This is a genomic window from Frondihabitans australicus, assembly GCF_003634555.1.
Taxonomy (GTDB): domain Bacteria; phylum Actinomycetota; class Actinomycetes; order Actinomycetales; family Microbacteriaceae; genus Frondihabitans; species Frondihabitans australicus.
Genome location: NZ_RBKS01000001.1, coordinates 3,327,396 through 3,348,319, shown reverse-complemented (window position 1 = coordinate 3,348,319; position 20,924 = coordinate 3,327,396). Strand labels below are relative to the sequence as shown.

The 20,924-nt window shown below is 71.2% G+C and carries 22 protein-coding genes and 1 tRNA gene; 13 read left to right on the top strand and 10 right to left on the bottom strand.

What is annotated here, in order from left to right; translation table 11 throughout:
• Positions 1-10: 10 nt before the first annotated feature.
• Positions 11-736 carry an aquaporin gene (locus C8E83_RS15990; protein ID WP_121371003.1) on the bottom strand — a complete coding sequence of 242 codons (726 nt, stop codon included), beginning with the start codon at positions 734-736 and terminating at the stop codon, positions 11-13.
• Positions 737-815: 79 nt separating this feature from the next.
• Positions 816-1,313 (bottom strand): NADPH-dependent FMN reductase, encoded by a 498-nt coding sequence (locus C8E83_RS15985; protein WP_121371001.1) that lies wholly within the window; start codon positions 1,311-1,313, stop codon positions 816-818.
• 209 nt (positions 1,314-1,522) lie between these two features.
• On the opposite strand from C8E83_RS15985, the gene C8E83_RS15980 reads away from it, so the two are divergent.
• A tRNA-Gly gene (locus C8E83_RS15980) sits at positions 1,523-1,593 on the top strand.
• Positions 1,594-1,620: 27 nt separating this feature from the next.
• Here the strand turns inward: C8E83_RS15980 and C8E83_RS15975 are convergent.
• Both C8E83_RS15975 and C8E83_RS15970 read right to left on the bottom strand, forming a co-directional pair.
• Complete coding sequence (locus C8E83_RS15975) at positions 1,621-1,977, bottom strand: hypothetical protein (protein ID WP_121371000.1); 357 nt, start codon at positions 1,975-1,977, stop codon at positions 1,621-1,623.
• Complete coding sequence (locus C8E83_RS15970) at positions 1,974-2,576, bottom strand: TetR/AcrR family transcriptional regulator (protein ID WP_121370998.1); 603 nt, start codon at positions 2,574-2,576, stop codon at positions 1,974-1,976. Before C8E83_RS15970 ends, C8E83_RS15975 begins: the two co-directional genes overlap by 4 nt.
• Positions 2,577-3,026: 450 nt before the next feature.
• Here C8E83_RS15970 and C8E83_RS15965 point away from each other — a divergent pair, with 450 nt between their 5' ends.
• Positions 3,027-3,815 carry an alpha/beta fold hydrolase gene (locus C8E83_RS15965; RefSeq protein ID WP_121370996.1) on the top strand — a complete coding sequence of 263 codons (789 nt, stop codon included), beginning with the start codon at positions 3,027-3,029 and terminating at the stop codon, positions 3,813-3,815.
• Positions 3,816-4,090: 275 nt separating this feature from the next.
• Here C8E83_RS15965 and C8E83_RS15960 read toward each other — a convergent pair whose 3' ends face one another.
• Entirely contained in the window at positions 4,091-4,303 is a 213-nt protein-coding gene (locus tag C8E83_RS15960; RefSeq protein ID WP_121370994.1) for an Rv0909 family putative TA system antitoxin, read from the bottom strand.
• 200 nt (positions 4,304-4,503) lie between these two features.
• Here C8E83_RS15960 and C8E83_RS15955 point away from each other — a divergent pair, with 200 nt between their 5' ends.
• Positions 4,504-5,055 carry a DUF6197 family protein gene (locus C8E83_RS15955; protein WP_147430209.1) on the top strand — a complete coding sequence of 184 codons (552 nt, stop codon included), beginning with the start codon at positions 4,504-4,506 and terminating at the stop codon, positions 5,053-5,055.
• Positions 5,056-5,109: 54 nt separating this feature from the next.
• Positions 5,110-6,234, top strand: coding sequence for a calcium:cation antiporter (locus C8E83_RS15950; protein WP_121370991.1), 1,125 nt, complete (start codon positions 5,110-5,112; stop codon positions 6,232-6,234).
• Positions 6,235-6,256: 22 nt separating this feature from the next.
• Here C8E83_RS15950 and C8E83_RS15945 read toward each other — a convergent pair whose 3' ends face one another.
• Together C8E83_RS15945 and C8E83_RS15940 are read right to left on the bottom strand one after the other, a co-directional pair.
• Entirely contained in the window at positions 6,257-7,009 is a 753-nt protein-coding gene (locus C8E83_RS15945) for an aspartate/glutamate racemase family protein (RefSeq protein ID WP_121370989.1), read from the bottom strand.
• Positions 7,010-7,018: 9 nt separating this feature from the next.
• Positions 7,019-8,686 carry an NCS1 family nucleobase:cation symporter-1 gene (locus tag C8E83_RS15940; RefSeq protein WP_245981745.1) on the bottom strand — a complete coding sequence of 556 codons (1,668 nt, stop codon included), beginning with the start codon at positions 8,684-8,686 and terminating at the stop codon, positions 7,019-7,021.
• A 227-nt stretch (positions 8,687-8,913) separates the two neighbouring features.
• On the opposite strand from C8E83_RS15940, the gene C8E83_RS15935 reads away from it, so the two are divergent.
• Complete coding sequence (locus C8E83_RS15935) at positions 8,914-9,525, top strand: helix-turn-helix domain-containing protein (RefSeq protein WP_121370985.1); 612 nt, start codon at positions 8,914-8,916, stop codon at positions 9,523-9,525.
• A 123-nt stretch (positions 9,526-9,648) separates the two neighbouring features.
• Complete coding sequence (locus C8E83_RS15930; RefSeq protein WP_121370983.1) at positions 9,649-10,674, top strand: ketopantoate reductase family protein; 1,026 nt, start codon at positions 9,649-9,651, stop codon at positions 10,672-10,674.
• Between the two features lie 228 nt (positions 10,675-10,902).
• Here the strand turns inward: C8E83_RS15930 and C8E83_RS15925 are convergent, their stop codons facing one another.
• On the bottom strand, positions 10,903-11,391 hold the full coding sequence (locus tag C8E83_RS15925) for a PaaI family thioesterase (protein ID WP_121370981.1): 489 nt from the start codon (positions 11,389-11,391) through the stop codon (positions 10,903-10,905).
• Positions 11,392-11,490: 99 nt separating this feature from the next.
• On the opposite strand from C8E83_RS15925, the gene C8E83_RS15920 reads away from it, so the two are divergent.
• Both C8E83_RS15920 and C8E83_RS15915 read left to right on the top strand, forming a co-directional pair.
• Positions 11,491-12,513, top strand: coding sequence for a glycoside hydrolase family 6 protein (locus C8E83_RS15920; protein WP_121370979.1), 1,023 nt, complete (start codon positions 11,491-11,493; stop codon positions 12,511-12,513).
• 17 nt (positions 12,514-12,530) lie between these two features.
• A complete protein-coding gene (locus C8E83_RS15915) occupies positions 12,531-13,325 on the top strand; it encodes an oxygenase MpaB family protein (protein ID WP_121370978.1) in 795 nt (264 codons plus the stop codon).
• Between the two features lie 89 nt (positions 13,326-13,414).
• Here the strand turns inward: C8E83_RS15915 and C8E83_RS15910 are convergent, their stop codons facing one another.
• Positions 13,415-14,332, bottom strand: coding sequence for a ketopantoate reductase family protein (locus tag C8E83_RS15910; protein ID WP_121370976.1), 918 nt, complete (start codon positions 14,330-14,332; stop codon positions 13,415-13,417).
• A 377-nt stretch (positions 14,333-14,709) separates the two neighbouring features.
• Between C8E83_RS15910 and C8E83_RS15905 the strand changes: the two genes are divergently transcribed.
• From C8E83_RS15905 to C8E83_RS15895, 3 genes are all read left to right on the top strand, one after another.
• Positions 14,710-15,765 (top strand): glycyl-tRNA synthetase, encoded by a 1,056-nt coding sequence (locus C8E83_RS15905; RefSeq protein WP_121370974.1) that lies wholly within the window; start codon positions 14,710-14,712, stop codon positions 15,763-15,765.
• 36 nt (positions 15,766-15,801) lie between these two features.
• Positions 15,802-16,212: a DUF4383 domain-containing protein gene (locus C8E83_RS15900; protein WP_121370972.1), complete on the top strand. Its 411-nt coding sequence runs from the start codon at positions 15,802-15,804 to the stop codon at positions 16,210-16,212.
• 303 nt (positions 16,213-16,515) lie between these two features.
• Positions 16,516-17,187 carry a biliverdin-producing heme oxygenase gene (locus C8E83_RS15895; protein ID WP_121370970.1) on the top strand — a complete coding sequence of 224 codons (672 nt, stop codon included), beginning with the start codon at positions 16,516-16,518 and terminating at the stop codon, positions 17,185-17,187.
• 76 nt (positions 17,188-17,263) lie between these two features.
• Here the strand turns inward: C8E83_RS15895 and C8E83_RS15890 are convergent, their stop codons facing one another.
• Positions 17,264-18,586: an ATP-dependent DNA helicase gene (locus C8E83_RS15890; protein ID WP_425454771.1), complete on the bottom strand. Its 1,323-nt coding sequence runs from the start codon at positions 18,584-18,586 to the stop codon at positions 17,264-17,266.
• Positions 18,587-18,743: 157 nt separating this feature from the next.
• Here C8E83_RS15890 and C8E83_RS15885 point away from each other — a divergent pair, with 157 nt between their 5' ends.
• Positions 18,744-19,754 carry a hypothetical protein gene (locus C8E83_RS15885; protein ID WP_121370968.1) on the top strand — a complete coding sequence of 337 codons (1,011 nt, stop codon included), beginning with the start codon at positions 18,744-18,746 and terminating at the stop codon, positions 19,752-19,754.
• 58 nt (positions 19,755-19,812) lie between these two features.
• Entirely contained in the window at positions 19,813-20,856 is a 1,044-nt protein-coding gene (locus C8E83_RS15880) for a LacI family DNA-binding transcriptional regulator (RefSeq protein ID WP_121370966.1), read from the top strand.
• The last annotated feature ends 68 nt before the right edge of the window (positions 20,857-20,924 follow it).

Here is a 20,924-nt window from a genome sequence, read left to right as displayed (position 1 = left end):
GAGCGACGCGCTAGCGACGCAGGAGCCGGTGGATCGCCCCGGCGGCCACGGCGCCCACGACCGGGAACACGACGAACGCCCAGAGCTGAGCCAGCCAGTCGCCGCCGCCGTAGAGGGCGGTCGCGAGCGAGCGGGCGGGGTTGAGCGACGCGTTGTCGATCGGGATCGAGACCAGCAGCATCGCGGTGAGCGTGAACCCGATCGCGATCGGCGCGAGCGGGCCGGCGCCGCGGGCGGACGTCGCCCGGAGGATCACCGTCACCAGAACGCCGGTCGCGACGACCTCGACGAGCGCCGCCGCGAGCAGGGAGAAGGCGCCCGGGGATCCTGCGGCCAGGACGAAGACGGTCGACGCGCCGGCACAGGCCCCGATCACCTGCGCCGCGACGTAGCCGGGCACCCGCGACCACTCGAACCGGCCGGCGACGGCGAGGCCGAGCGAGACGGCCGGGTTGAAGTGGCCGCCCGAGATCGGGCCGAACGCGAAGGCGCCGACCATCACGGCCAGGCCGAGCGCCAGGGCGACCCCCACGAGGCCCACGCCGAGCGGATTGATGACGGCCCCCTCGGCGGTCGCCGGGAACACCGCCGAGAACGTCGCCGTGCCGACCACCGCGAAGACGAGGAGGAACGTGCCGCAGACCTCCGCGAGGAGACGGTCGATCGCGTGCGGCTCGGTGCTGCGAGCCCGAGGCGGCTCGGTGGGGACGGGGGCGACGATGTGGGCGGTGGCCATGCGGGCTCCTGGAGTGATATGTCAGATGCGAACACTCTCACTCAACCCGATGGGCGCCTCCCAGGATGTGACGAAATCCTTACGTGGCGGAGGCCGAAGCCAGCACGATGTCCTTCCACTGGCCGAGCCAGCCGGCGTACGCGTCGGGCTCGGCGTAGGCCTTCTCGTTGAGGTAGAGGCCCTGCGTCGGGCACGTCGCGCCCAGCTCGACCAGCACGGGCTTGAGGTGCACCTCGGGGGCGAGCGCGTGGGCCGGGCCGGCCCCGAGCATCAGCGGCACGACCGTGACGCCCGCGAGGCCCGTGGCCCCGGCGAACTGGTCGAGGAAGCACTTCAGGACACCCGTGTAGGTCGCCTTGTAGGTGGGCGAGGCCACGATCACGAGGTCGCTGCCGGCCACCGTCTCGACGGCCGCCTTCACCGTGTCATCGCCCCAGCCGAGCAGCGACGGGCCGAGGGTGACCACATCGACCTCGCTGGTGGCCGCCTGCCCGGTGAGCGACTCGGCCACGTGGTGCGCGGCCTCGAGAGTGCGCGACTGGGGCTTCGGATTGCCGGCGACGACGGTGACGATCATGGGTGTCCTCTGGTTGGGCGCTTGCAGGTCAGGCCCAGTCAACCGCTCCGGCGTTTCCCGCGTATGGCCCGGCGATTAATCGTCTATTGCGCCGGTTTCCGGCCTCTGGCGCGGCCGCAGAGTCGTGACGCAGGAGCCGACAACGCGGCCCCGGCACGACCTCCCGCCCGCCTTCGCTATGCTGGTACGACCGCGGCTCGTCGCGGTGCGCGAGTGTAGTTCAATGGTAGAACTCCAGCTTCCCAAGCTGGTAGCGCGGGTTCGATTCCCGTCACTCGCTCTCTTCAGCCGCCTGCGCCAGCGCTTTTCAGGCGTTCGCCCGCGCGCGGAACGCCACCACCGCCAGACCGGCGAGCACCACGAGGCAGGCCAGCTGCTCGACCACCATCCAGGCGGGCAGCGGCAGCACGAACAGGACCACCGCGAAGGCCACGATCAGGATCACCGAGACGATCCGGAGCCGCAGCAGGGCGCGGGGGCGACGACGCGTCGCGGCAACGGCGAAGCGCAGCGTGAGGAGCGACGTGAGTGCGACGATGACGCCGCGGATCCAGGCCGCCGACGACACCTCGTGCGGAGCGACCGCCGTCAGGACGGCGAGCGCGGCGACCGCGGCGACGCTGAGGCCGGCGTAGACGACGGCGAGCGGTGTGAGGGACTTCATGACTCCTCCGATCCGATCGCGCGCTCGAAGAGCGCCACGACCTCGGTGATGTGGTGGTCGACGTCGACCGGGTCGCCGCCCGGGCCGTCCGGATCCGTGAGGTGGAACGACGCGGCGTCGATGACCGCGCGGACGGTCTTCGCGACGACGACCGCATCGAAGTCGCCGAAGACGCCGGCCTCCTGGCCCGCGCGGAGCCGGCTCGCGAGCTGGTCGACCGCGGCGGGGGCCGGATCGACCGGCGGCCGATTCTCGAGGATCCGGTGTACGGCGACCACGTGCGAGACGTTCTCGGCGATGAAGCGGAGGTTCGAGGTGAGGTACGCGCGGAACTCGGCCGCAGGACCGGCTGCGTCACTCATGGCCGAGCGCATGAACTCGGCTCCTGACTCGAACAGCGTCGTGACGACGGCGTCGTCGACGGCCGCCTTCGACCCGAAGTGATACAGGACGGTGCCCTTGCTCGTGCCCGCGGACTCGGCGATCGCGGCGATCGACCCGGCGGCATAGCCCTCGGCCGCGATCACGTCGATCGCGGCGCGGAGGATGTCATCTCGACGGGCTCGCTGAGTCCGCGTGACGTTGTTTTCTGACCGCATGGTCAAATATTAGCGCAGTCGGTCAGAAAACGACAGCGGTGCGGCCGAGGTCACATGACATCACCGACGTCGACGCCCAGAACGGGGGCATGGCGCGTCCTCGAAACGGGCGCAGACTTGCTGCACCCGGAGTTCGGATCAGGACGGGCCACGCGCGGCCCGAGGACTCACCACCCTCGAGCCGCGCGTCTCGCGCGCGCCCGAGGACCGGCCTGGCGGCGGAAGAATGGGGCCGACGCCGACGGCGCTGTCCGCGCTTCGGATCAGGAGAAGCCGGCGTCACACGCCGGCGTCGACCGGGGCCGGTAACCAGCCGGCCTTCGCAACCTATCCGCACTACGTAGTCCGGGACAACGACCCCGTTCGGGGACCGCCCGTCCGGGCGTCATACACTCGGCTCACAGTCGGCGGTCACTCCGCTCGGCGTGACGAAGGCGAACGGAGACGACGATGGAGCGCACACTCTCGGCAGACGGCACCGCGATCGCGTACGACGGCGTGGGCGAGGGGCGGCCCGTCGTGATCGTCAACGGCGCGTTCTCGACGTCGGGCGACGCCCGCGAGATCGCCGCGCGCCTCGCCGAGCACGACCTCATGGCCATCATCTACGACCGCAGAGCGAGGGGCGAATCCGGCGACACCGCGCCCTACGCTCCGGCACGCGAGATCGACGACCTCCTGGCCGTCATCGACGCCGTCGGGGGCGAGGCGGCCGTGCTCGGGCACTCGTCCGGCGCCGTCCTGTCGCTGCTCGCGGCCGCGTCAGAGCAGGGCGGGCGCAGGATCCGACACCTCTTCCTCTCCGAGCCGCCCTTCCGCTTCGGCGTCGACGAGCCCCCCGCCGACCTCGCCGCCCGCATGCAGTCGTCGATCGACGAGGGCCGCCCGGGCCACGCGGTCACGGCGTTCCAGCTCGAGGGCGTCGGGCTCCCCGCCGAGGCGGTCGAGCAGATCCGGCAGAGCCCGATCTTCGAGCACCTCCTCCCCCTCGCCCAGTCGACGGTGTACGACCAGACGCTCGTCTCGTCCGTGTCGACGCCGACGCCAGGGATGCTCGCTGTCACGGTGCCTGTGACCGTCCTGCGAGGGGAGCGGACGTTCCCCATGCTCATCACGGCGGCGGATCGCCTCGCGGCCACCCTGCCCGGCGCGGAGCTGGTGGTGTCACCCGAATCGGTCGACCACCGCCTCGACCCCGGGGCGGCGGCCCGGATCGTGGGCGAGCGCCTCGGCTCCTGAGCCAGGCCTCGACCCCGGCCGGACAACAAGACGGCCGCAGAGCACTACAGCCGGAGAGCAATAGACTGGCGGCACAGGTTTCGTCGGAAGGCTTCACATGGACATCGCACTCTGGTGCCTCATCGGGGCGATCGCCCTGGTCGGCTTCGTCTTCGTCTGCATGGCGTTCTCGGCCATGAACAAGAGCGGCCCCAACGACTACTAGGCCCCGCACCGGCCTCCACGCACGAAGGCCCGGCGAGCACTGCTCGCCGGGCCTTCGGTGGTGAGAGCGGCTACTTGTCGCCGATCTTCTCGTCGGCCGTCTTCTTGGCCTGATCGATCTGGTCGTGGAACTTGCCGCCCGTGGCCTTGTCGGCCGCGCCGGCGACGGCGTCGAGCAGCTTGTCGCTGACGCCCTCCGCCTGCTCGCTGTGGAGCGCCTGCTCGACCTTCGGGTCTTTCAAGAACTCCTGCGCCTTCTTCGCGATGTCGTCGAAGCCTGCCATTGTCTTGCCCTCCGCTTGGGGATACCGATGGGCTCAGTATTCGCCTCGCCGGGCCGGCGCGTCACCCCCGTCGGAGAACCCGTTCGAAAACCGGGGCTGCAGACCGGCTGAACCCCTTGCATCCTGCGCTCTCCGGGACGATGCTTTTCTCCACCGCGCCCGATCACGCGGAGGTCACCGTGCCGATGCGAAGGAGCATCATGAGCATTCCCCGACTGCCCGTCCACTCCCCTGCTCAGGTCGCTCCGGCCGCGCCGCCGACCTGGCGAGACCGCTGGCGCCGACGCCGCGAGGTCGCCCGGGCGCGCATCGAGATGGAGGAGACCCTCGAACGAGACCAGCTCCAGGCGCTCCTGTCGGCGGCACGGGCCTACGTCGAGACGAGCTGGATCCAGGGGGCGTGGTTCGCGGTGCGGACCGACGACGGCCGCGAGCGGCTGGTCCGGGGCGGGAGCGCTCTGCTGATCGACGACGCGAGGATCGTCGGCTCCTGCCTCGTCGGGGCGATCATCCGCGCGGGTGGCGGCACGGGCGCCGTGCAGGAGCAGCCCGTGCAGCGCGCGCTCGACGCCGTGTGGCACGCGCTCAACGCGCCCGAGGGCGTCCCCGTGCAGTGGGGCCCGCCGCCGATGACCCGCATGCAGCACGTGCGCGACCTCACGCGGTGGAACGACCGCGAGGCCGAGTCGGCCGCCGAGGTGGCGTCACTGCTGCTCACGGCCGAGCGAGTGGTGATGAGCGAGGCGCGCTAGCCGCACTCTCTCAGGCGACATTCCGTATGCTGAGGGTCATCTGAAGGGAGACCCATGGCCGCCCGTCTTCGCGCCCTGTCGCCGATCGCGATGCCCGTCATCGCCCTCGTCGCGCTCGTCGCGACCTATCACCGCCATCTGTCGACCGGGGTCGCGATCCTCGTCGGCGTGATCCTCATCGGCGCCGTCCTGGCCGCCGTGCACCACGCCGAGGTCGTCGCCCACAAGGTCGGCGAACCGCTCGGATCGATCATCCTCGCGGTGTCGGTCACGATCATCGAGGTCGGGCTGATCGTGACGATCATGCTCGGCGGCGGCCACAACGCCTCCACCCTGGCGCGCGACACCGCGTTCGCCGCGGTGATGATCTGCTGCAACGGCATCGTCGGCATCTCGCTGCTGCTCGGTTCGCTCCGCCACGGGCTGCCGCGCTTCAACCGCGAGGGCACCGGCGCCGCGCTCGGCGTCGTCGCGACGCTCGCCGGCGTGACCCTGGTGCTGCCCGCGTTCACGACCGGCGCGTCGGGCGGCCGCTTCACGGGCGTCCAGCTGGCCTTCGTCGCCGTCCTCGCCCTCGCGCTCTGGGTGGCCTTCGTGACCACGCAGACCGGGCGGCACCGCGACTTCTTCCTGCCCGTGACGATGCCCGCGTCGGCCGGATTCGCGTCGGGTGCGTCCGAGCCCGACGACACCGACTCCGGCGCGCACGCCGAGCCGCCGACCACCCGCGCGACCGTCATCAGCCTCGTGCTGCTCGTGGTCTCGCTGCTCGCCGTGGTGCAGCTCGGGCACGCCGTGCAGCCGAACATCGAGGAGGGGCTCTCGGCCGCCGGCATCCCGGCGAGCTTCGTCGGCGTCGTGATCGCGTTCCTCGTGCTCCTGCCCGAGGGCATCGCGGCGTCGCGTGCGGCGCTCGGCGACCGTCTGCAGATCAGCCTGAACCTTAGCTACGGCTCGGTGATCGCGAGCATCGGCCTGACGATCCCGTCGATCGCCGTGGCCAGCCTGTTCATCGAGGGGCCGCTCGTGCTGGGCCTCGGGCCGGTGCAGATCGTGCTCCTCGCGATGACGCTGGTCGTCAGCGTCCTCACGGTGGCGCCCGGTCGGTCGACGCGGCTGCAGGGCATCATCCACCTGATCATCCTGGCGGCCTTCGTCTTCCTCGCGATCAGCCCTTAGGCCGCGCGCGCCCGCAGCCGGTTCAGAAGGGCGCAGGAGCAGGGGCACCCAACTCGAACGATGCCAGCAGCCCCGTCATCGCCTTCCGGGGCGGCGACGCGTACTCCCCGCGCTTGCCGGTGGCCAGCCCCAGCCGCACGAGCGACTCGGCGAGGACGGTCGCGGCCGAGACGCCGTCGACGACCGGGGCGCCCACCTCGCCCGAGACCCAGGAGCAGAAGTCGGCCATTCCGGCGCAGCCGAGGACGACCGCGTCGGCTCCTGCGTCCACGACCCTCCGGCACTCGTCGACGACGACGTTCCTGGCGTCGGAGGCCGGATCGTCGAGCGCCAGCACGGGGATCTCGCACGCCCGGATCTCGGTGCACACGTCGGCGAACCCGTAGCGATGGACGAGCTCGCCGGCCCGCCCCACCGTGCGGCCGAGCGTCGTGACGATGCCGAACGAGCGCCCGAGCATCGCCGCGGCGTGCATCGCCGCCTCGGCGATCCCGAGCACGGGGCCGGTCGCGATCTCTCGCGCGGCGTCGAGCCCGGGGTCGCCGAAGCAGGCGATGACGAAGGCGTCCGCGCCCTCCCGCTCACCGATCGCCACCTGCTCGAGGAGCCCCGGCACGGCCAGCGCCTCCTCGTAGTGGCTCTCGATCGACGCCGGCCCCATGGTGGGGTTGACGGCCTCGACGAGGGTGAGCGGCCCCGCCACCCCGCTCGCCGACCGGCCGATGGTCTCGGTCATGCTCGCAGTGGTGTTGGGATTGATGACGCGGATGCGCACGGCGGCCCCCTACGCCGCCGAGCCGGTGCCGGTCGCTGCGCCCGTGCCGGCTGTCATGCCAGCCGCGGCCAGGGCCGTCTCGCTGTCGCCCTCGTCGAGCGTGCCGTCGCTCACGGTCGGGTCGTCGCCCGAGAGCACGGGCATGCGGGGCGAGACCGTCTCGAAGGCCCAGAAGATCACGAGCCCGAGGCCGCAGCCGATGAACCACCCGTAGTTGCCGAGCCAGGTGAAGTTCGGCCCGCCGTTCTGGGCGACGATCGACGGCACCAGGGCCGCGGCGACCGAGATGACGCCGGCGATGACCATGGTCCAGACCGCGTTCGGGTTGAAGCCCTTGCGGTACCAGTAGCGACCGGTCGGCGAGAGCGTGAACATGTCGTCGACGGCGACCTTCTGCTTGGCGACGAGGTAGTAGCCGGCGATGAGCAGGCCGAACAGCGGGCCGATCAGAGCGCCGAGCACACCGAGGGTGTACTGGATCGCCTGCGCGTTGCCGTACCAGTTCCAGGGGGTCAGCAGGACGGAGCCGACCGCCGCGATCATGCCGCCCATGCGCCACGAGATCTTCTTCGGCGCCACGTTCGAGAAGTCGAACGCCGGGCTGATGAAGTTCGCGACGATGTTGATGCCGACGGTCGCGGTCACGAAGGTGAGGCCGCCCAGAAGGATCGCGAACGGCGCACCGATCGCCTGCACGGTCTCGATCGGGTCGGTCATGAGCTTGCCGAACACCGGGACGGTCGCGGAGGCGCACAGCACGGTGAGGATCGAGAAGAAGAGGAAGTTGAGCGGCAGGCCGAGCAGGTTGCCGCGCTTCACCGACCGGAACGACCTGCCGTAGCGCGAGAAGTCGCCGAAGTTCAGCATCGGGCCCGAGAAGTAGCTCACGACGATGGCCACCGCCGAGATCATCACGGGGATCGCCGCGGCCATGGACAGCGGCTTGCCGACCGACAGGTTGAGGCTGATGTTGCCCCAGCCGGCCTTCGCGACGAGGTAGATCGCGAGGGCGATCATGATCACGTAGACGGCCGGGCCGGCCCAGTCGATGAAGCGGCGGATCGTCTCCATGCCCCGCCAGAACAGGGCGGCCTGCGCGATCCACAGCACCCCGTACGAGATCCAGCCGAGGGCGGACAGGCCGAGGAAGGAGTGGTGGAGGAGACCCTCGGATCCTGGCAGGAATTTCAGCCAGATGATGTTGAGCGACTGCGCCGCCAGGAACGTCTGCACCCCGTACCAGGCCATTGCGATGAGGCCGCGGATGATCGCGGGGATGTTGGCGCCGAGCACGCCGAACACCGAGCGGTTGATGACGGGGAACGGCACGCCCGTCTTCTGGCTCGGCTTCGCCACGAGGTTGGCGAAGGCCATGACGATGAAGATGCCCACGAGCAGGGCGATCAGCACCTGCCAGCTGGCGATGCCGAGCGCGAAGAGGCTGCCGGCGGTGACGTAGCCGCCGACCGAGTGGACGTCGCTCATCCAGAAGGCGAAGAAGTTGTAGCCGCCCCAGGTCTGCTTGCGCAGCGGCGCCAGGTCTTCGTTAGTGAGCGCGGGGTCGTACGTGTCTTTGATCAGGCCTGCGCCGACCGGGTGCCCGGCCGCCTCGACGATGTCGTGCGGGCCGGTGAGAGGTGCGGTGGAGCTCGTGGGTGGGACGGTGTTCGTTGCCAAGGCAACCTCCGTGGGTGACGTTGTACCCTTGCGGGCAAGAAAGAGGACGTGCGGGTTTTCGCGGCTCCTGCGAGCCCGAGGCATTCACTGGTTCTTGGAATGTGAACCTATTGCTTCACGCTTTCGCCCTCATTTCGGCTTTGTAACAAGCGTGTGACAGCACCTGCTTCACACGTCGCCTGCGATCTGCCGAGCGATCCACCGCGCGGTCTGCCCGAAGGGATGCGATGAGCGACAACGCGACATCCGTTGTCGATCTCGACCCTGCTGCGCTGGGCGCCCGCCTGCGCGCGCTGCGCCTCGAGTCGGGCATGTCGTTGCGCGACCTCGCCCGCGCGCTCGAGATCTCGCCGAGCGCCGTCTCGCAGATCGAGCGCGGGGTGCGGCGGCCGAGCGTCAGCCGACTTCTCGCCATCGTCCAGGTGCTGGGCAAGCCGCTGGCCGACGTCTTCGACGAGCCCTCCGCCTCCGTGACCAAGGCCGGGGCGCAGGAGCCGACGGGCTACGTCCTCGCGCGGGCCGGCGCCTCGAAACCGGTGGAACTCGGCACCGGCGTCGTGTTCCGACGGCTCTCGCCCGCCCACACCACCGGCGTGGACTTCTTCGAGTCGACCTACCCGCCGGGCGCCGTCGCCACCGACCTCAACACGCTGATCACGCACGAGGGCTACGAGGTCGGGACGGTGACCGCCGGCGAGCTGACGATCGACTTCCCCGACGAACGCGTCGTGCTGCGGGGCGGCGACTCGATCACGTTCCCGTGCGACCTGCCGCACCGCATGCACAACGACGGACCCGTCGCGGCGGTGGCCACGTGGCTCATCGTGCACCGGGGCTGAGGGAGCGTCGGGCTCTGCTGCGGGGCTTCTTCGGTCGGCCCGGGGCTTCTCGGTCGGCCCGGGGCTTCTCGGCCCGGGGCTTCTCGGCCCGGGGCTTCTGGGCTCGGGTGGTTGGCTGGGGGCATGCGATACGTGATCATCGGCGCCGGAGCCATCGGCGGCACCCTCGGCGGCCGGCTGGCCCAGCACTCGTCCACTCCCCCGCTGCTGATCGCCCGCGGTGCCCACGGCGAGGCGCTCGCCTCGACGGGTCTCCGGTTGCGCTCGCCCGATGAGGACGTGACGGTGCCCGTCGTGACGGCGTCGTCACCCGACGACGTCCGGCTGCTGGTCGACGATGTGCTCGTCATCGCCACGAAGACGCAGTCCGTCGAGGCGGCGCTGCAGGACTGGGTGGACCAGCCGGTGTTCTCGGACCCGTCCGAGGCCTCGCTCGGCTCGGCCGGCGATCTCCTGCCGCTGTTCACGGCACTCAACGGCGTCGCCAGCGAGCGCATCGCGTCGCGCTACTTCGCGCGCGTCTTCGCAGTCTGCGTGTGGCTGCCGGCGGTGCATCTGACGCCGGGCGAGGTCGTCGTGCGGATCGCGCCGTCGAGCGGCACCTTCATCATCGGGCGCTACGGGCGCGCCGCCGACGACGCCGACAGGGCGCTCCTCGCCGCCCTCGAAGCCGACTGGACGGCCGCGACCTTCCGGATCTTCCTCACCGACGACGTCATGGCGTGGAAGCACCGGAAACTGCTGTCGAACCTGGGGAACGCCGTCCAGGCTCTCGTCGGGCCATCAGCGCCGAAGTCCATTCACGACCGTCTCGCGGCCGAGGGCGGCTCCGTCCTGGAGGCCTCGGGGATCACCTGGCCGAGCGACGCCGAGGAGGAGGCCTGGCGCGGTGACGCCTTCGACGTGCGGCCCGTCTCGGGCGTCACCGGCGACCTCGGCGGCTCCTCGTGGCAGTCGATGAAGCGCGGCGGCTCGATCGAATCGGACTTCCTCAACGGCGAGATCGCTCTGATGGCGCGGCTGGTCGGGCACCAGGCGCCTCTCAACGCGACCGTGCAGCGGCTCGCCCGGCAGGCGGCCGGGGCGGGCGCGGGGCCGGGGTCGATGACGGGGGCCGAGCTCCTGAGGGCCCTCGACGCGGCTGGCTGACGCGCCGCCGTCTCCGTCGCACAGCCCGCCGCCCCGGGCCGCCCGGCCGCACCGTCCGTCCCGCGTCGGGCCCCTCGGCAATTCAGGTTCCACGTGCGCCGCATGCCCGCGAGGCCGCGCCGCCGTGCGGAGCCCCGCCCGAGGCCGACGAGCGGAGCCTGAATTGCCGGGCGGTCGGAGCCCGGCGCGCGGAGTCCCGGCCGCCGAGGAGGTCCCTCAGGCGCCCGGCTAAACCACCAGACAGGTCGAGGTCGCCGTCGCCAGCAGTTTGCCGGCCGCATCCGTGACCGTCGCGCGCGCCGTGCCCGTGCGACGACCCACGTGCTCGGTCGTCGCCACGATCGTCACCGTTCCCGTGTCGGCCCGCACCGCGCGCAGGTAGCGGACCTGCAGGTCGAGCGTGGTGATGCCCGAACCCGCCGGCAGATGGCTCTGGATCGCATAGCCGATGGCGGTGTCCGCCCAGGTCGCGATCACCCCGCCGTGCACCGTGCCGATGGCGTTGTAGGCGTACTCCGCCGGGTTCGCCTCGACGGTCGCAGTGCCCAGGTCGGCGGCGACGAGCGCGAAGTCGAGGGTCGCGGAGACGGGCGCCTGCGGCACGTCTCCCGAGACGAGGCGGCGCAGGAACTCGAGCCCCGACGTGGTGGGGGCCGTCGCAGCGATCGACAGCGGATCGGGCCAGGAGTACGAACGGGTTCGGTCGTCGGAGGTCACCCGTCGACTCTATGTCCCCCGAAATGCCCATAGAGGCACGACGGCCAGCATGGTGGGATATCCGGGCCGCATCACCCCACCGACCCCGCCGGGAGACCCATGATCCGCCAGCGCGTCGCCCTCCTCCTCGCCGCCGCTCTGGTCGCGACCGCGACCGTCGGCGCGACGACGACGGCGAGCGCCGCGACGACGTCGGCGAGCGCCGCTGGCTCATCGGTGCTGACCGAGTCGCAGATCCGGAGCGCGACGCCGACCGCGCTCTACCGCGGCGGCCTGTACCGGCAGTCGCAGAGCGTCGCGGCGATCGCGGCCGCCCGGCTGTCCGCGCAGGGCGACACGGCGGAGGCAGCGGCCGCGTCGTACATCGCGAAGCGCCCCGTCGCGATCTGGCTCGGCCCGAACTTCCAGGGCGCGAAACTCACCGACTACGTGCGCCAGAACGTCGACGCGGCCGAGGCGGCCGGCATGACTCCGGTCTTCGTCACCTACGCAATACCCGACCGCGACTGCGGCGGCTACTCGTCCGGCGGCCTCAGCGACTCCGAGTACCTCTCCTGGAACCGCAGCATCGCCACCACCCTCCGCGGCCATCGCGCCGTGGTGCTGGTGGAGCCCGACTCGCTCGGCCAGACGACCACGGGCTGCGCGAGCATCGCGTCGTCCCGCATCGCGCTCGTCCGGAGCGCCGTCGAGACGCTCGCGTCGAACGGCGTCACCACCTACCTCGACGGCGGCAACTCGCGGTGGCTGAAGCCCGCGGAGATGGCGTCGCTGCTGAACCGGGCGGGCGTCCAGTACGCCCGAGGCTTCTTCACGAACGTCTCCAACTACATCGGCGTCGACGACGAGCGCGCCTACGCCGGCAAGGTGTCGGCGCTGACGGGCGGGGCTCACTTCGTGATCGACGTCTCTCGGAACGGCCAGGGGTATCGCGGATCCTGGTGCAATGCCCCCGGAGCCGGCCTCGGCCAAGACCCGCACGTCACCTCCGGCACGGGCAGGCTCGACGCCCTGCTCTGGGTGAAGACGCCGGGATCGAGCGACGGCACGTGCAACGGCGGGCCGGCGGCCGGGCAGTGGTTCGCGTCGTACGCGCGATCCCTGGTGGCCCTCAGGCGGTAGCCGGTAGCGTCTCGCCTGTGTCGCCGCGCATCGATCCCGTCGCCGAAGGAGTGATCCTCGCCGGGGCGGGGCGCGCGATCCTGCTGCAGCTGGCTCGGCCGGAGGTCGGGTACGGGGTCGCCCGCCACAGCGACTTCGCGCGGAACCCGATGGGCCGCTTGAACGGCACGCTGATGTACGTGTACGCCGTGATGACGGGCTCGGACGCCGATCGGGAGTTCGCCGCGGCGTTCGTCTCGCGCATGCACACGCCCGTGCACGGCCCGGGCGACGACGAGGCGCCCGCGTACGACGCCCGCGACCCCGGGCTGCAACTGTGGGTGGCCGCCACGCTCTACGACACGGCCCTGCTCGTGTACCGCCGGGCGCTCGGCAACCCGCCCACAAGCATCGAGGACGAACTGTACCGGCGCTACGCCGCACTCGGCACGGCGCTCGACGTGCCAAGCGAGGCCTGGCCGCAGGATCGGGAGGCCTTCTCGGCCTACTGGCGATCGGCCTCGCAATCGCTGCACGTGGACCCCGCGATCCGCGCCCAGGCCGATGAACTCTGGCGCGCGACCGCTGCCCCGTGGTGGGTGCGGCGGCTCATGCCTCTCAACCGGTTCGTCACCGCGGGGCTGCTGCCGCCTGACGTGCGAGACGGGTTCGGGCTCTCGTGGTCTCCGCGCAGGCAGCGCCGATTCGACCGGCTGTGGACGGTCGTGGCGGCCGTGTACCCGCGGCTGCCCGCCGTGGTGCGGACAGCGCCGCAGCGGTACTACCTGGGGCGGCTGCGGGCGCTGCGGCGGCGCGCGCCGGGCACCGGCTGAGCGGGCGCCGGCCCGCGCCGGCGGCTGAGCGGGCGCCGACTCGCGGCGGCGGCTTGCGGGCGCCGGCTCGCGGCGGCGGCTTGCGCCGATCAGGCGCGACCGGCGCGGTAGACCTCGAGGCGCGCGGAGGCTGCTGCGAGCAGCGGCACCGGGACGCCCTTCTCGAGCCCTCGGCGGACCAGGTCGCCCAGGATCTGGTCGGACTCCACCTCGAGCCCCTGCGACATGTCGCGGAACATCGAGGTGGTGAAGTCCGAACCCCGTTCGGTGAGCGTCGACTCGGCGCGCTCGCGCATGGCCGGGCGAGGCTCGAAGCCGTGGGCGGCGGCCACTGCCGCGGCCTCCGCGACGATCGCGAGGGCGGTCGACGTGCCGTTCGGCACGCTCTCGATCGTGCCGACGTCGCCGCCGAGCAGGGTGGTGACGGCGCCGCCGGACGCCAGGATGAACCACTTCTCCCACAGGGCGTGTCGGATGTGGTCGGAGGCCGTGGCCTCGAATCCTGCGTCCTGGAGGTCGGCCAGGATCGCGTCGACCTTCGGCGTCCGGGAGCCGTCGAGCTCGCCGAACATGATCGTCTGCAGCGGGCTGAGCTGGCGGACCACGTCGCCGTCGAGCATCGTCGCCACGAAGCAGAGGCCGCCGAGGACGCGGTCGCCGAACTCGGCCTGAAGAGTCTCGATGTGGCGCAGGCCGTTGAGGAGCGGGACGATCGCCGTCTCGGGGCCGACGGCGGGCGCGATGTCGGCGATCGCCTGGTCGAGGGCGAACGACTTCACGCTGAGGAGCACGAGGTCGAATGGGGGCTCGCCGACGAGGTCGGCGGCTGTCGTCGCCCGGGGCGTCACCGTGAGGTCGTCGTTCAGGCGGGCCACCGTGAGGCCGTCGGCCCGGAGACGTTCGGCGCGGGCCTCGCGGACGAGGAAGGTGACGTCGCGACCCGCGGCGACGAGGTGTGCACCGAAATAGCCGCCGACCGCGCCGGCGCCGACCACGAGAATGCGCATGGCTCCACGGTAGCGGGCGGCCCTGTGGCCCGGCCGCGCCCGACGCGTCGCAGACGTCGCACCCCGCCCGGCGCCGCCGGCGTCGCCCGCGTCGCACTCCGCCCGGCCCGGCCGGCGTCGCCCGCGTCGCACTCCGCCCGGCGCGGCCGGCGTCGCACCCCCTCGGCAATTCAGGCCCCACGCGTCCGGCATGGACGCGCCGTCCTGGAAATCTGCGGCTGCCCCCACGACGCCGACACGTGGGGCCTGAATTGCCGAAGCGGGCGGGCGGACACGTCCGCCAACGACTCCTCCACATCGACGAGGTCGGGACCCTGCTGCACAGATCAGCGCCCGGGTCCGAGGAGCGACCGGCCGTGCCGCGTGATCCTGCTGCCATGACCACCATCGCCGAACTCGTCGACCGCCACGGGAGCGGGCTGCTGCACAAGCGTCAGCTGGTGCGGCTGGGCGCGGCCGACCACCACCTGACCGAGGCCGTTCGCGGCGGCGAGGTCCGACGGCCGCGGCGAGGGTGGTACACGACCTGGCCGCCGCACGATCGGCGATTCGTCGCCGTGCGGGTCGGAGGCCGGCTGACCGGGGCATCGGCCCTGGCCGAGCTGGGCGCGTGGGCCTGGAATCATCACCCGCGGATCACGGTGTCGGTCCCGGCGAATGCCGCTCGACTCCGCTGGAAGAGGCGAGTACGAGTCGTCTGGGTCCGCCCCGAGGTCGTCGGTCGGGGCTCGTCGTGGTCGGTCGCGCTCGAGGACGCCCTGCGCGAGGCGATCACCGAGGTGCCGTTCGAGGAGGCGGTGGCGGCACTGGACTGGGCGTTGCACTTCCAGATCCTGCGTCTCGATGATCTGGAAAGGATCGTTCAGGGCCTTCCCACGGACGTCCGCGGCATCGTCGGCTGGGTCGATCCGAAGTGCGAGAGCTTCCTCGAGAGCATCGTGCGCACGCGCGCCCGGCTGGCGGGCTACTCCGTCGTGATCCAGCGAGTCCTGCGAACGAACGAGCGAATCGACCTCGTGGTCAACGGCGTGGTCGGCGTCGAGGTCGACGGCAAGGAGTACCACGAGAACAAGTTCGAGCGAGACCGCCGGAAGGACCTCGAGATCGTCCTGGACGGCGAGATCCCCCTGCGTCTCACCTACTCGATGATCGAGAGCGACTGGGCGTCGGTCGAGAGAGCTCTCGGCCGCGCGGTGGCCATGCACGTTCGGAGCAGCGGTGGAGTCGGCGTGGCGGAGCTCCCCCACAGCGTGCCGCGGCGAGACGCGCCTCGTCCGGGAGGTCGACGGCGGTGGCGCCTTCCGGTGATCCGCCGACGCGGCGCTGACGCGACACGGCTCTCACACGCGAGGCCACCTCGACCGCTCGTCCGGCGCCGCGTCCTGGCCCCCGCGCGACACGGCCCGTCGCACGGGCGCATCGCGACCGCTTAGGCTTAGGGGACCTGTTCGCTCGTGGAGGCCCCCGCAATGATCCAGTCCCCCAACCGCCTGCTCGGCCTGTTCGGCGGCATCGTGTTCCTGCTGCTGGGATTCCTGGGCTTCTTCGTCGCGACCCCGCTCCCCTTCGCGAGCACTCAGGGCGCCACCGTGATCGGGCTGTTCGCGGGCAACGGCTTCCTCGCCCTGATCCACGTGCTGATCGGCGCGCTCATGTTGCTCTCCGCCCTCGGCGCAGCCGGCGTCTCGAAGGTCGTCAACATGCTCGTCGGCATCGGCCTGTTCCTGCTCGGCGTCTTCGGCGTGTTCCTCGTTCACACGAGCGCCAACATCATCGCCGAGAACTCGGCCACGATCGTCCTGCACCTGCTGTTCGGCCTCGCGCTCGCCGTCGTCGGACTGGCCTCGGGTCGACTCATGGCACGGCCGGCGACCGCCTAGCACTCCGCGTTATCGCAGGAGCCGCGGCACCCCGCCCGGCAATTCAGGCCCCGCCCGCCCACGCCGCACGCACGGTGGCCACGCCGCCCGGCAATTCAGGCCCCGCCCGCCCACGCCGCGCTCACGGCGGCCACGCCGCCCGGCAATTCAGGCCCCGCCCGGTACGCCCGCGCCCGGCTCGCGTACTTTCGCGGGCCCGCAGGCGGCACGCGCACGCGGAACCTGAATTGCCGGAGGGGCGGACGGGTACCGCCCCCGCGCGGACCAGGCTAGGGTTAGGGTCACCTAACCGAGGAGGGGCAGATGGGCGTGGCCATCCCGTTCTCCGAAGCCCTGCGTGAGCGCGCGAACGAGGAGCGCAACGGCATCGGCGCCAATGGCCGGAGCGCCTCCGAGAGGTTCATGACCTCTCTGTTGACCGGCCCCGGCTCGCGCGAGGACTACATCGCGATGGTCGCGCAGAACTTCTTCGTGTACGACGCCCTCGAGCGCGCCGCGGCGGCGCGCGCCGACGACCCCGTGGCCAGCCTCTTCATCGAGCCGGCGCTGACGCGCATCCCGGCGATCCGGGAGGATCTGCGGTTCCTGCTCGGCGAGGACTGGCGCGAGATCATCGTGCCGCTGCCCACGACAACCCGCTACGTCGAGCGCATCGACACGGTGGCCGCCACGACCGCGGGCGGATTCATCGCGCACCACTACACGCGCTATCTCGGCGATCTGTCGGGGTGCGCGATCGTCCGGACGCTCATGCAGCGCCGATTCGGCTTCGAGACGAACGGGGTCGGCTTCTACCTCTTCGCCGGCATCGCCAAGCCCAAGGAGTTCAAGTCGACGTACCGAGCCCAGCTGGACCGGGTCGGCTGGAGCGAGGAGGAACGAGGCCGCGTTCTCGACGAGGTGGCGCTCGCGTATCGGCTCACCGAAGAGCTCTTCGCCGACCTCGCGGCGAGCTGCGCCACCCGCGCCGCGTAGACCACAGCCCGCGCTCGACCAGCCGACGCGCAGGCCCACGCCGAAACGGACGCCTGACGCCCAAGCCTCGCCGCGCCTACTCCCCCAGCGTTGCCGCCTTGATCGCCGGCACCCGTGTCGACTGCGACATGAAGCGCCGCACGTCGAGGTCGACGATGATGTCGCTCGGTCGCAGCGGCCGCGACAGATAGAGCCCCTCCAGCGACGTGATCCGCGAGAGCGCGACGTACGTCTGCCCGGCGCTGAACACCCGGTCGCCGAGGTCGACGATGGCCCGGTCGTACGTCTTGCCCTGCGACTTGTGGATGGTGACAGCCCACGCCAGACGGAGCGGGAACTGCTGGAACTCGGCGACGATGTCCTTCTTGAGCTCTTTGCTGAGGGGCGAATAGCTGTAGCGGTATTTCTCCCACACCGCCGGCTGCACCTCGAACTCCTCGCCGTCGACCTCGACGAAGACGGTGTCGCGGATCCGCGTGACGACGCCCACGGAGCCGTTCACCCACCGCTGGTCGGAGTCGTTGCGGAGGAACATGACCTGCGCGCCGACCTTCAGCTCCAGCGCCTCGTCGGCGGGGTACGTGCGGCCGCCGAAGTCGCCCGTGACCTCGGCCTTCGCCGTCTTGACCGACCCGGGGAGGCGGGCGAGCTCGGCCCGGTTGATCCGCGAGACGGTGTCGTTGCGCGTGGCGAGCGTGATCACGCCCTCGTCGACGGGTACGGGACGCGCTCCGGCGGCGTTGAGTTCACCCGCGATCTCGGCGGTGACGCGGCCGTGACGCACCGCGTTGAGCATCTCCTTGAAGGCGGAGTCGCTCTGCCGATGGATGTATGCCAGTTCGAGAATACGAAGCGGCGCTTCGTCCCACACGTGGGCGTCGAAGAACCACATCGACCGGTAGTGGTCGGTGAAATAGGCGCGCTCCTCAGGATCGCCGGGAACGGGCGCCAGCTGATACGGGTCGCCGAACAGCACGACCTGCACGCCGCCGAACGCCTCGTTGCGCCTCTGGCGGGCCTGCCGCAGCGATCGGTCGATCGCGTCGACGAGGTCGGCGTTCACCATCGAGACCTCATCGATGACGAGGGTGTCGATGGTGTTCAGGAGCTTGCGGAGCTCGGAGTTCTGCTCGATGTCGTGATCGGCGATGAGGCCGATGGGCAGCCGGAAGAGCGAGTGGATCGTCTGGCCGCCGACATTCAGGGCGGCCACGCCCGTGGGGGCGCAGATGACGATCTGCTTCGACGTATTCCACGACAGGTGGTTGAGCAGCGTCGACTTGCCGGTGCCCGCCCGCCCGGTGACGAAGATGTGCTCGCGCGAGTTCTCGATCGCGTCGTAGACGGCGGCCTGCTCGTCGGAGAGCGGAGGGCGGCTGTCGTCGCTCAGTGACCTCACCCCTTCCGCCAGGCGATGCGGCCCAAGAGCCGCGAAACGACGCGGCACGCGCGCCGCGAAACGATGCGGCGAGAGACACCGCGAGAGCACTGACCAATCTACCGGCCCCCGATCCTGCGGCCCGGCCCGTCCACAGGCTCGCCCCTAGAATGTCGGCATGGCGGCCGTTGTGGGGGAGACGACGGGCCGGTCGCCCGTTCCCCGCGCGACCCTGCTGTGGCTGGGCCTCGGCGCCCTCGTCGTGGTGCTGTTCTTCGTGACGATCGCCGTGCTCAACTCGACGGTGTACAGCGCGTCCGGCTTCGCCAAGAGCTACGTGGACGCGATCAACCGGGGCGACACCGCGAGCGCGCTCGCCCTCGCCGGCGTGCAGCCGACGGGAGCCTCCGGAGACGAGCTGCTCACGGTGAGCGAGAAGGGCGCCTTCCGCAGCGTGCGGGTGGTGGGTGACGTGACGGAACGCGACGGGGACCACCGCGTGGCCGTCACGTACGAGACGACGACCGGCGCGCAGGAGCAGACGATCCGCTTCACGATCCGCCCGTCCGGCACGTTCGGAGGCCTCTTCGGCCGCTGGGAGTTCGCGACGCCGCCGACCGCCTCGATCGACGTGACGCCGCGCAACGACCCCCGCTTCACGGCGGACGGGGTGGAGGTCACCACGAAGGGCGCGGACCTCGCCACGAGGTACACGGTCCTGGCTCCTGCGGCCTTCACGCTCAGCCACTCGAGCACGTACCTCACGGCCCGCGACACGACGGTCTCCGCCGACGCCGTCGGGCAGGTCGTGAGCGCCGCCGTCGACGTCGAGCCGCGGGCGAGCTTCACGGCGAAGGTCCGGGCCGACGTGACGAAGTACCTCCGCACGGACTGCCTGCCGCAGAAGGTGCTGCTGCCGTCGGGCTGCCCGTTCGGCGAGTCCGTCGACGACCGTCTCACCGGCGACCCGACCTGGACCATGGCCACCTACCCCGCGGTCTCGCTCCAGCCCACGGCGACCGCGGGCGTGTGGGACGTCGTGGCCGCCACCGGCGTCGCCCACCTGAACGTCGGCGCCGAGTCGCTCTACGACGGCCACGACTACACGATCGACAAGAACGTGCCGTTCCGGGTGTCGTATCAGGTGACGATCGGCTCCGACAACGGGCTGACGATCACCCCCAAATGAGCCGGAGCAGGCCCCGTGCCAGCGCTGTCATACTGAGGCCGAGCCCAGGAGACCGACCGTGACCACCGAGCAGCCACCGCGCACCACCCCCGCCACGCTCGTCGACGTGGCCGAGCGCGCCGGGGTGAGCCTCAAGACCGCCTCGCGCGCCATCAACGGCGAGCCGCACGTGGCCGAGGCGACCCGCGAGCGCGTGGCGAAGGCGGCGAGCGACCTCGGGTTCCAGCTCAACAGCATGGCGTCGCTGCTGAAGCGCGGCATCCGCTCGAACTTCATCGGCCTGGTCACGGGCGACCTGGCGAACCCGTTCTACTCGTCGCTGGCGAAGGGCGTCGAGCGCGAGCTGCGATCGCAGGGCCTGCAGCTGGTCGTGTCGTCCACCGACGAGAGCGCCGAGCGCGAGCGACGACTGGTGGAGGAGATGGTCGCGAGACAGGTCCGCGCGCTCATCGTCGTCTCGACCCTCGAGGCCTCCGAGGTGCTTCAGGGGGCGCAGGATCGCGGAATCCCCGTCGTCTTCGTCGACCGCCCCGCCGACACCCTCGTCGCCGACAGCGTCGTCCTCGACAACCGCGAGGGCGCGCGGATGGCCACGCAGCACCTGCTCGACGCAGGCCACCGCCGGGTCGGCTTCGTCGGCGACTTCTCGCGGCTTCCGACGCACCGTCAGCGGCTCGACGGCTACCTCGAGGCGATGGCCCAGGCCGGGGTCGACGGCGACGAGGCCCGGCTCCTGGTGCGTGAAGATCTCCACGACGCCGCAGGAGCCCGCGGAGCAGTCCTCGACCTCCTGTCCCTGCCGCTGCCCCCCACCGCCCTCTTCACGAGCAACAACCGCGTCACGATCGGCGCGCTCACGGCTTTTCGCGCGTCGGAGGCAGTCGCCCCGGCCCTCGTCGGGTTCGACGACTTCGACCTGGCGGACGTGCTCGGCGTGAGCGTCATCACGCACGACCCGGTCGACATGGGGTCGCAGGCGGCGAAGCTCGCGCTCGAGGCGCTCACGGCACGCGCACCGCGCGGCGACGCCCTCGTGCTGCCCGTCCGGCTGATCGAGCGCGGCTCGGGGGAGGCCGCGCCGGGCGTCGACTGGCGTCGGTGACGCGCCCACTCACCGGGACGACCGCCGGGTGCCGCCGGGCCTGCGCACCGGCGCTGAAGTAGGGTCGG

Excerpts from the sequence above, each read along its gene's own strand:
- C8E83_RS15990 (WP_121371003.1), bottom strand. The coding sequence starts at position 736 with ATGGCCACCGCCCACATCGTCGCCCCCGTCCCCACCGAGCCGCCTCGG.
- C8E83_RS15930 (WP_121370983.1), top strand. The coding sequence starts at position 9,649 with ATGCGATACGTGATCATCGGCGCCGGAGCCATCGGCGGCACCCTCGGC.
- C8E83_RS15910 (WP_121370976.1), bottom strand. The coding sequence starts at position 14,332 with ATGCGCATTCTCGTGGTCGGCGCCGGCGCGGTCGGCGGCTATTTCGGT.
- C8E83_RS15885 (WP_121370968.1), top strand. The coding sequence starts at position 18,744 with ATGGCGGCCGTTGTGGGGGAGACGACGGGCCGGTCGCCCGTTCCCCGC.
- C8E83_RS15920 (WP_121370979.1), top strand. The coding sequence starts at position 11,491 with ATGATCCGCCAGCGCGTCGCCCTCCTCCTCGCCGCCGCTCTGGTCGCG.
- C8E83_RS15950 (WP_121370991.1), top strand. The coding sequence starts at position 5,110 with ATGGCCGCCCGTCTTCGCGCCCTGTCGCCGATCGCGATGCCCGTCATC.
- C8E83_RS15935 (WP_121370985.1), top strand. The coding sequence starts at position 8,914 with ATGAGCGACAACGCGACATCCGTTGTCGATCTCGACCCTGCTGCGCTG.
- C8E83_RS15955 (WP_147430209.1), top strand. The coding sequence starts at position 4,504 with ATGAGCATTCCCCGACTGCCCGTCCACTCCCCTGCTCAGGTCGCTCCG.
- C8E83_RS15975 (WP_121371000.1), bottom strand. The coding sequence starts at position 1,977 with ATGAAGTCCCTCACACCGCTCGCCGTCGTCTACGCCGGCCTCAGCGTC.
- C8E83_RS15905 (WP_121370974.1), top strand. The coding sequence starts at position 14,710 with ATGACCACCATCGCCGAACTCGTCGACCGCCACGGGAGCGGGCTGCTG.
- C8E83_RS15895 (WP_121370970.1), top strand. The coding sequence starts at position 16,516 with ATGGGCGTGGCCATCCCGTTCTCCGAAGCCCTGCGTGAGCGCGCGAAC.
- C8E83_RS15970 (WP_121370998.1), bottom strand. The coding sequence starts at position 2,576 with ATGCGGTCAGAAAACAACGTCACGCGGACTCAGCGAGCCCGTCGAGAT.
- C8E83_RS15985 (WP_121371001.1), bottom strand. The coding sequence starts at position 1,313 with ATGATCGTCACCGTCGTCGCCGGCAATCCGAAGCCCCAGTCGCGCACT.
- C8E83_RS15960 (WP_121370994.1), bottom strand. The coding sequence starts at position 4,303 with ATGGCAGGCTTCGACGACATCGCGAAGAAGGCGCAGGAGTTCTTGAAA.
- C8E83_RS15900 (WP_121370972.1), top strand. The coding sequence starts at position 15,802 with ATGATCCAGTCCCCCAACCGCCTGCTCGGCCTGTTCGGCGGCATCGTG.
- C8E83_RS15965 (WP_121370996.1), top strand. The coding sequence starts at position 3,027 with ATGGAGCGCACACTCTCGGCAGACGGCACCGCGATCGCGTACGACGGC.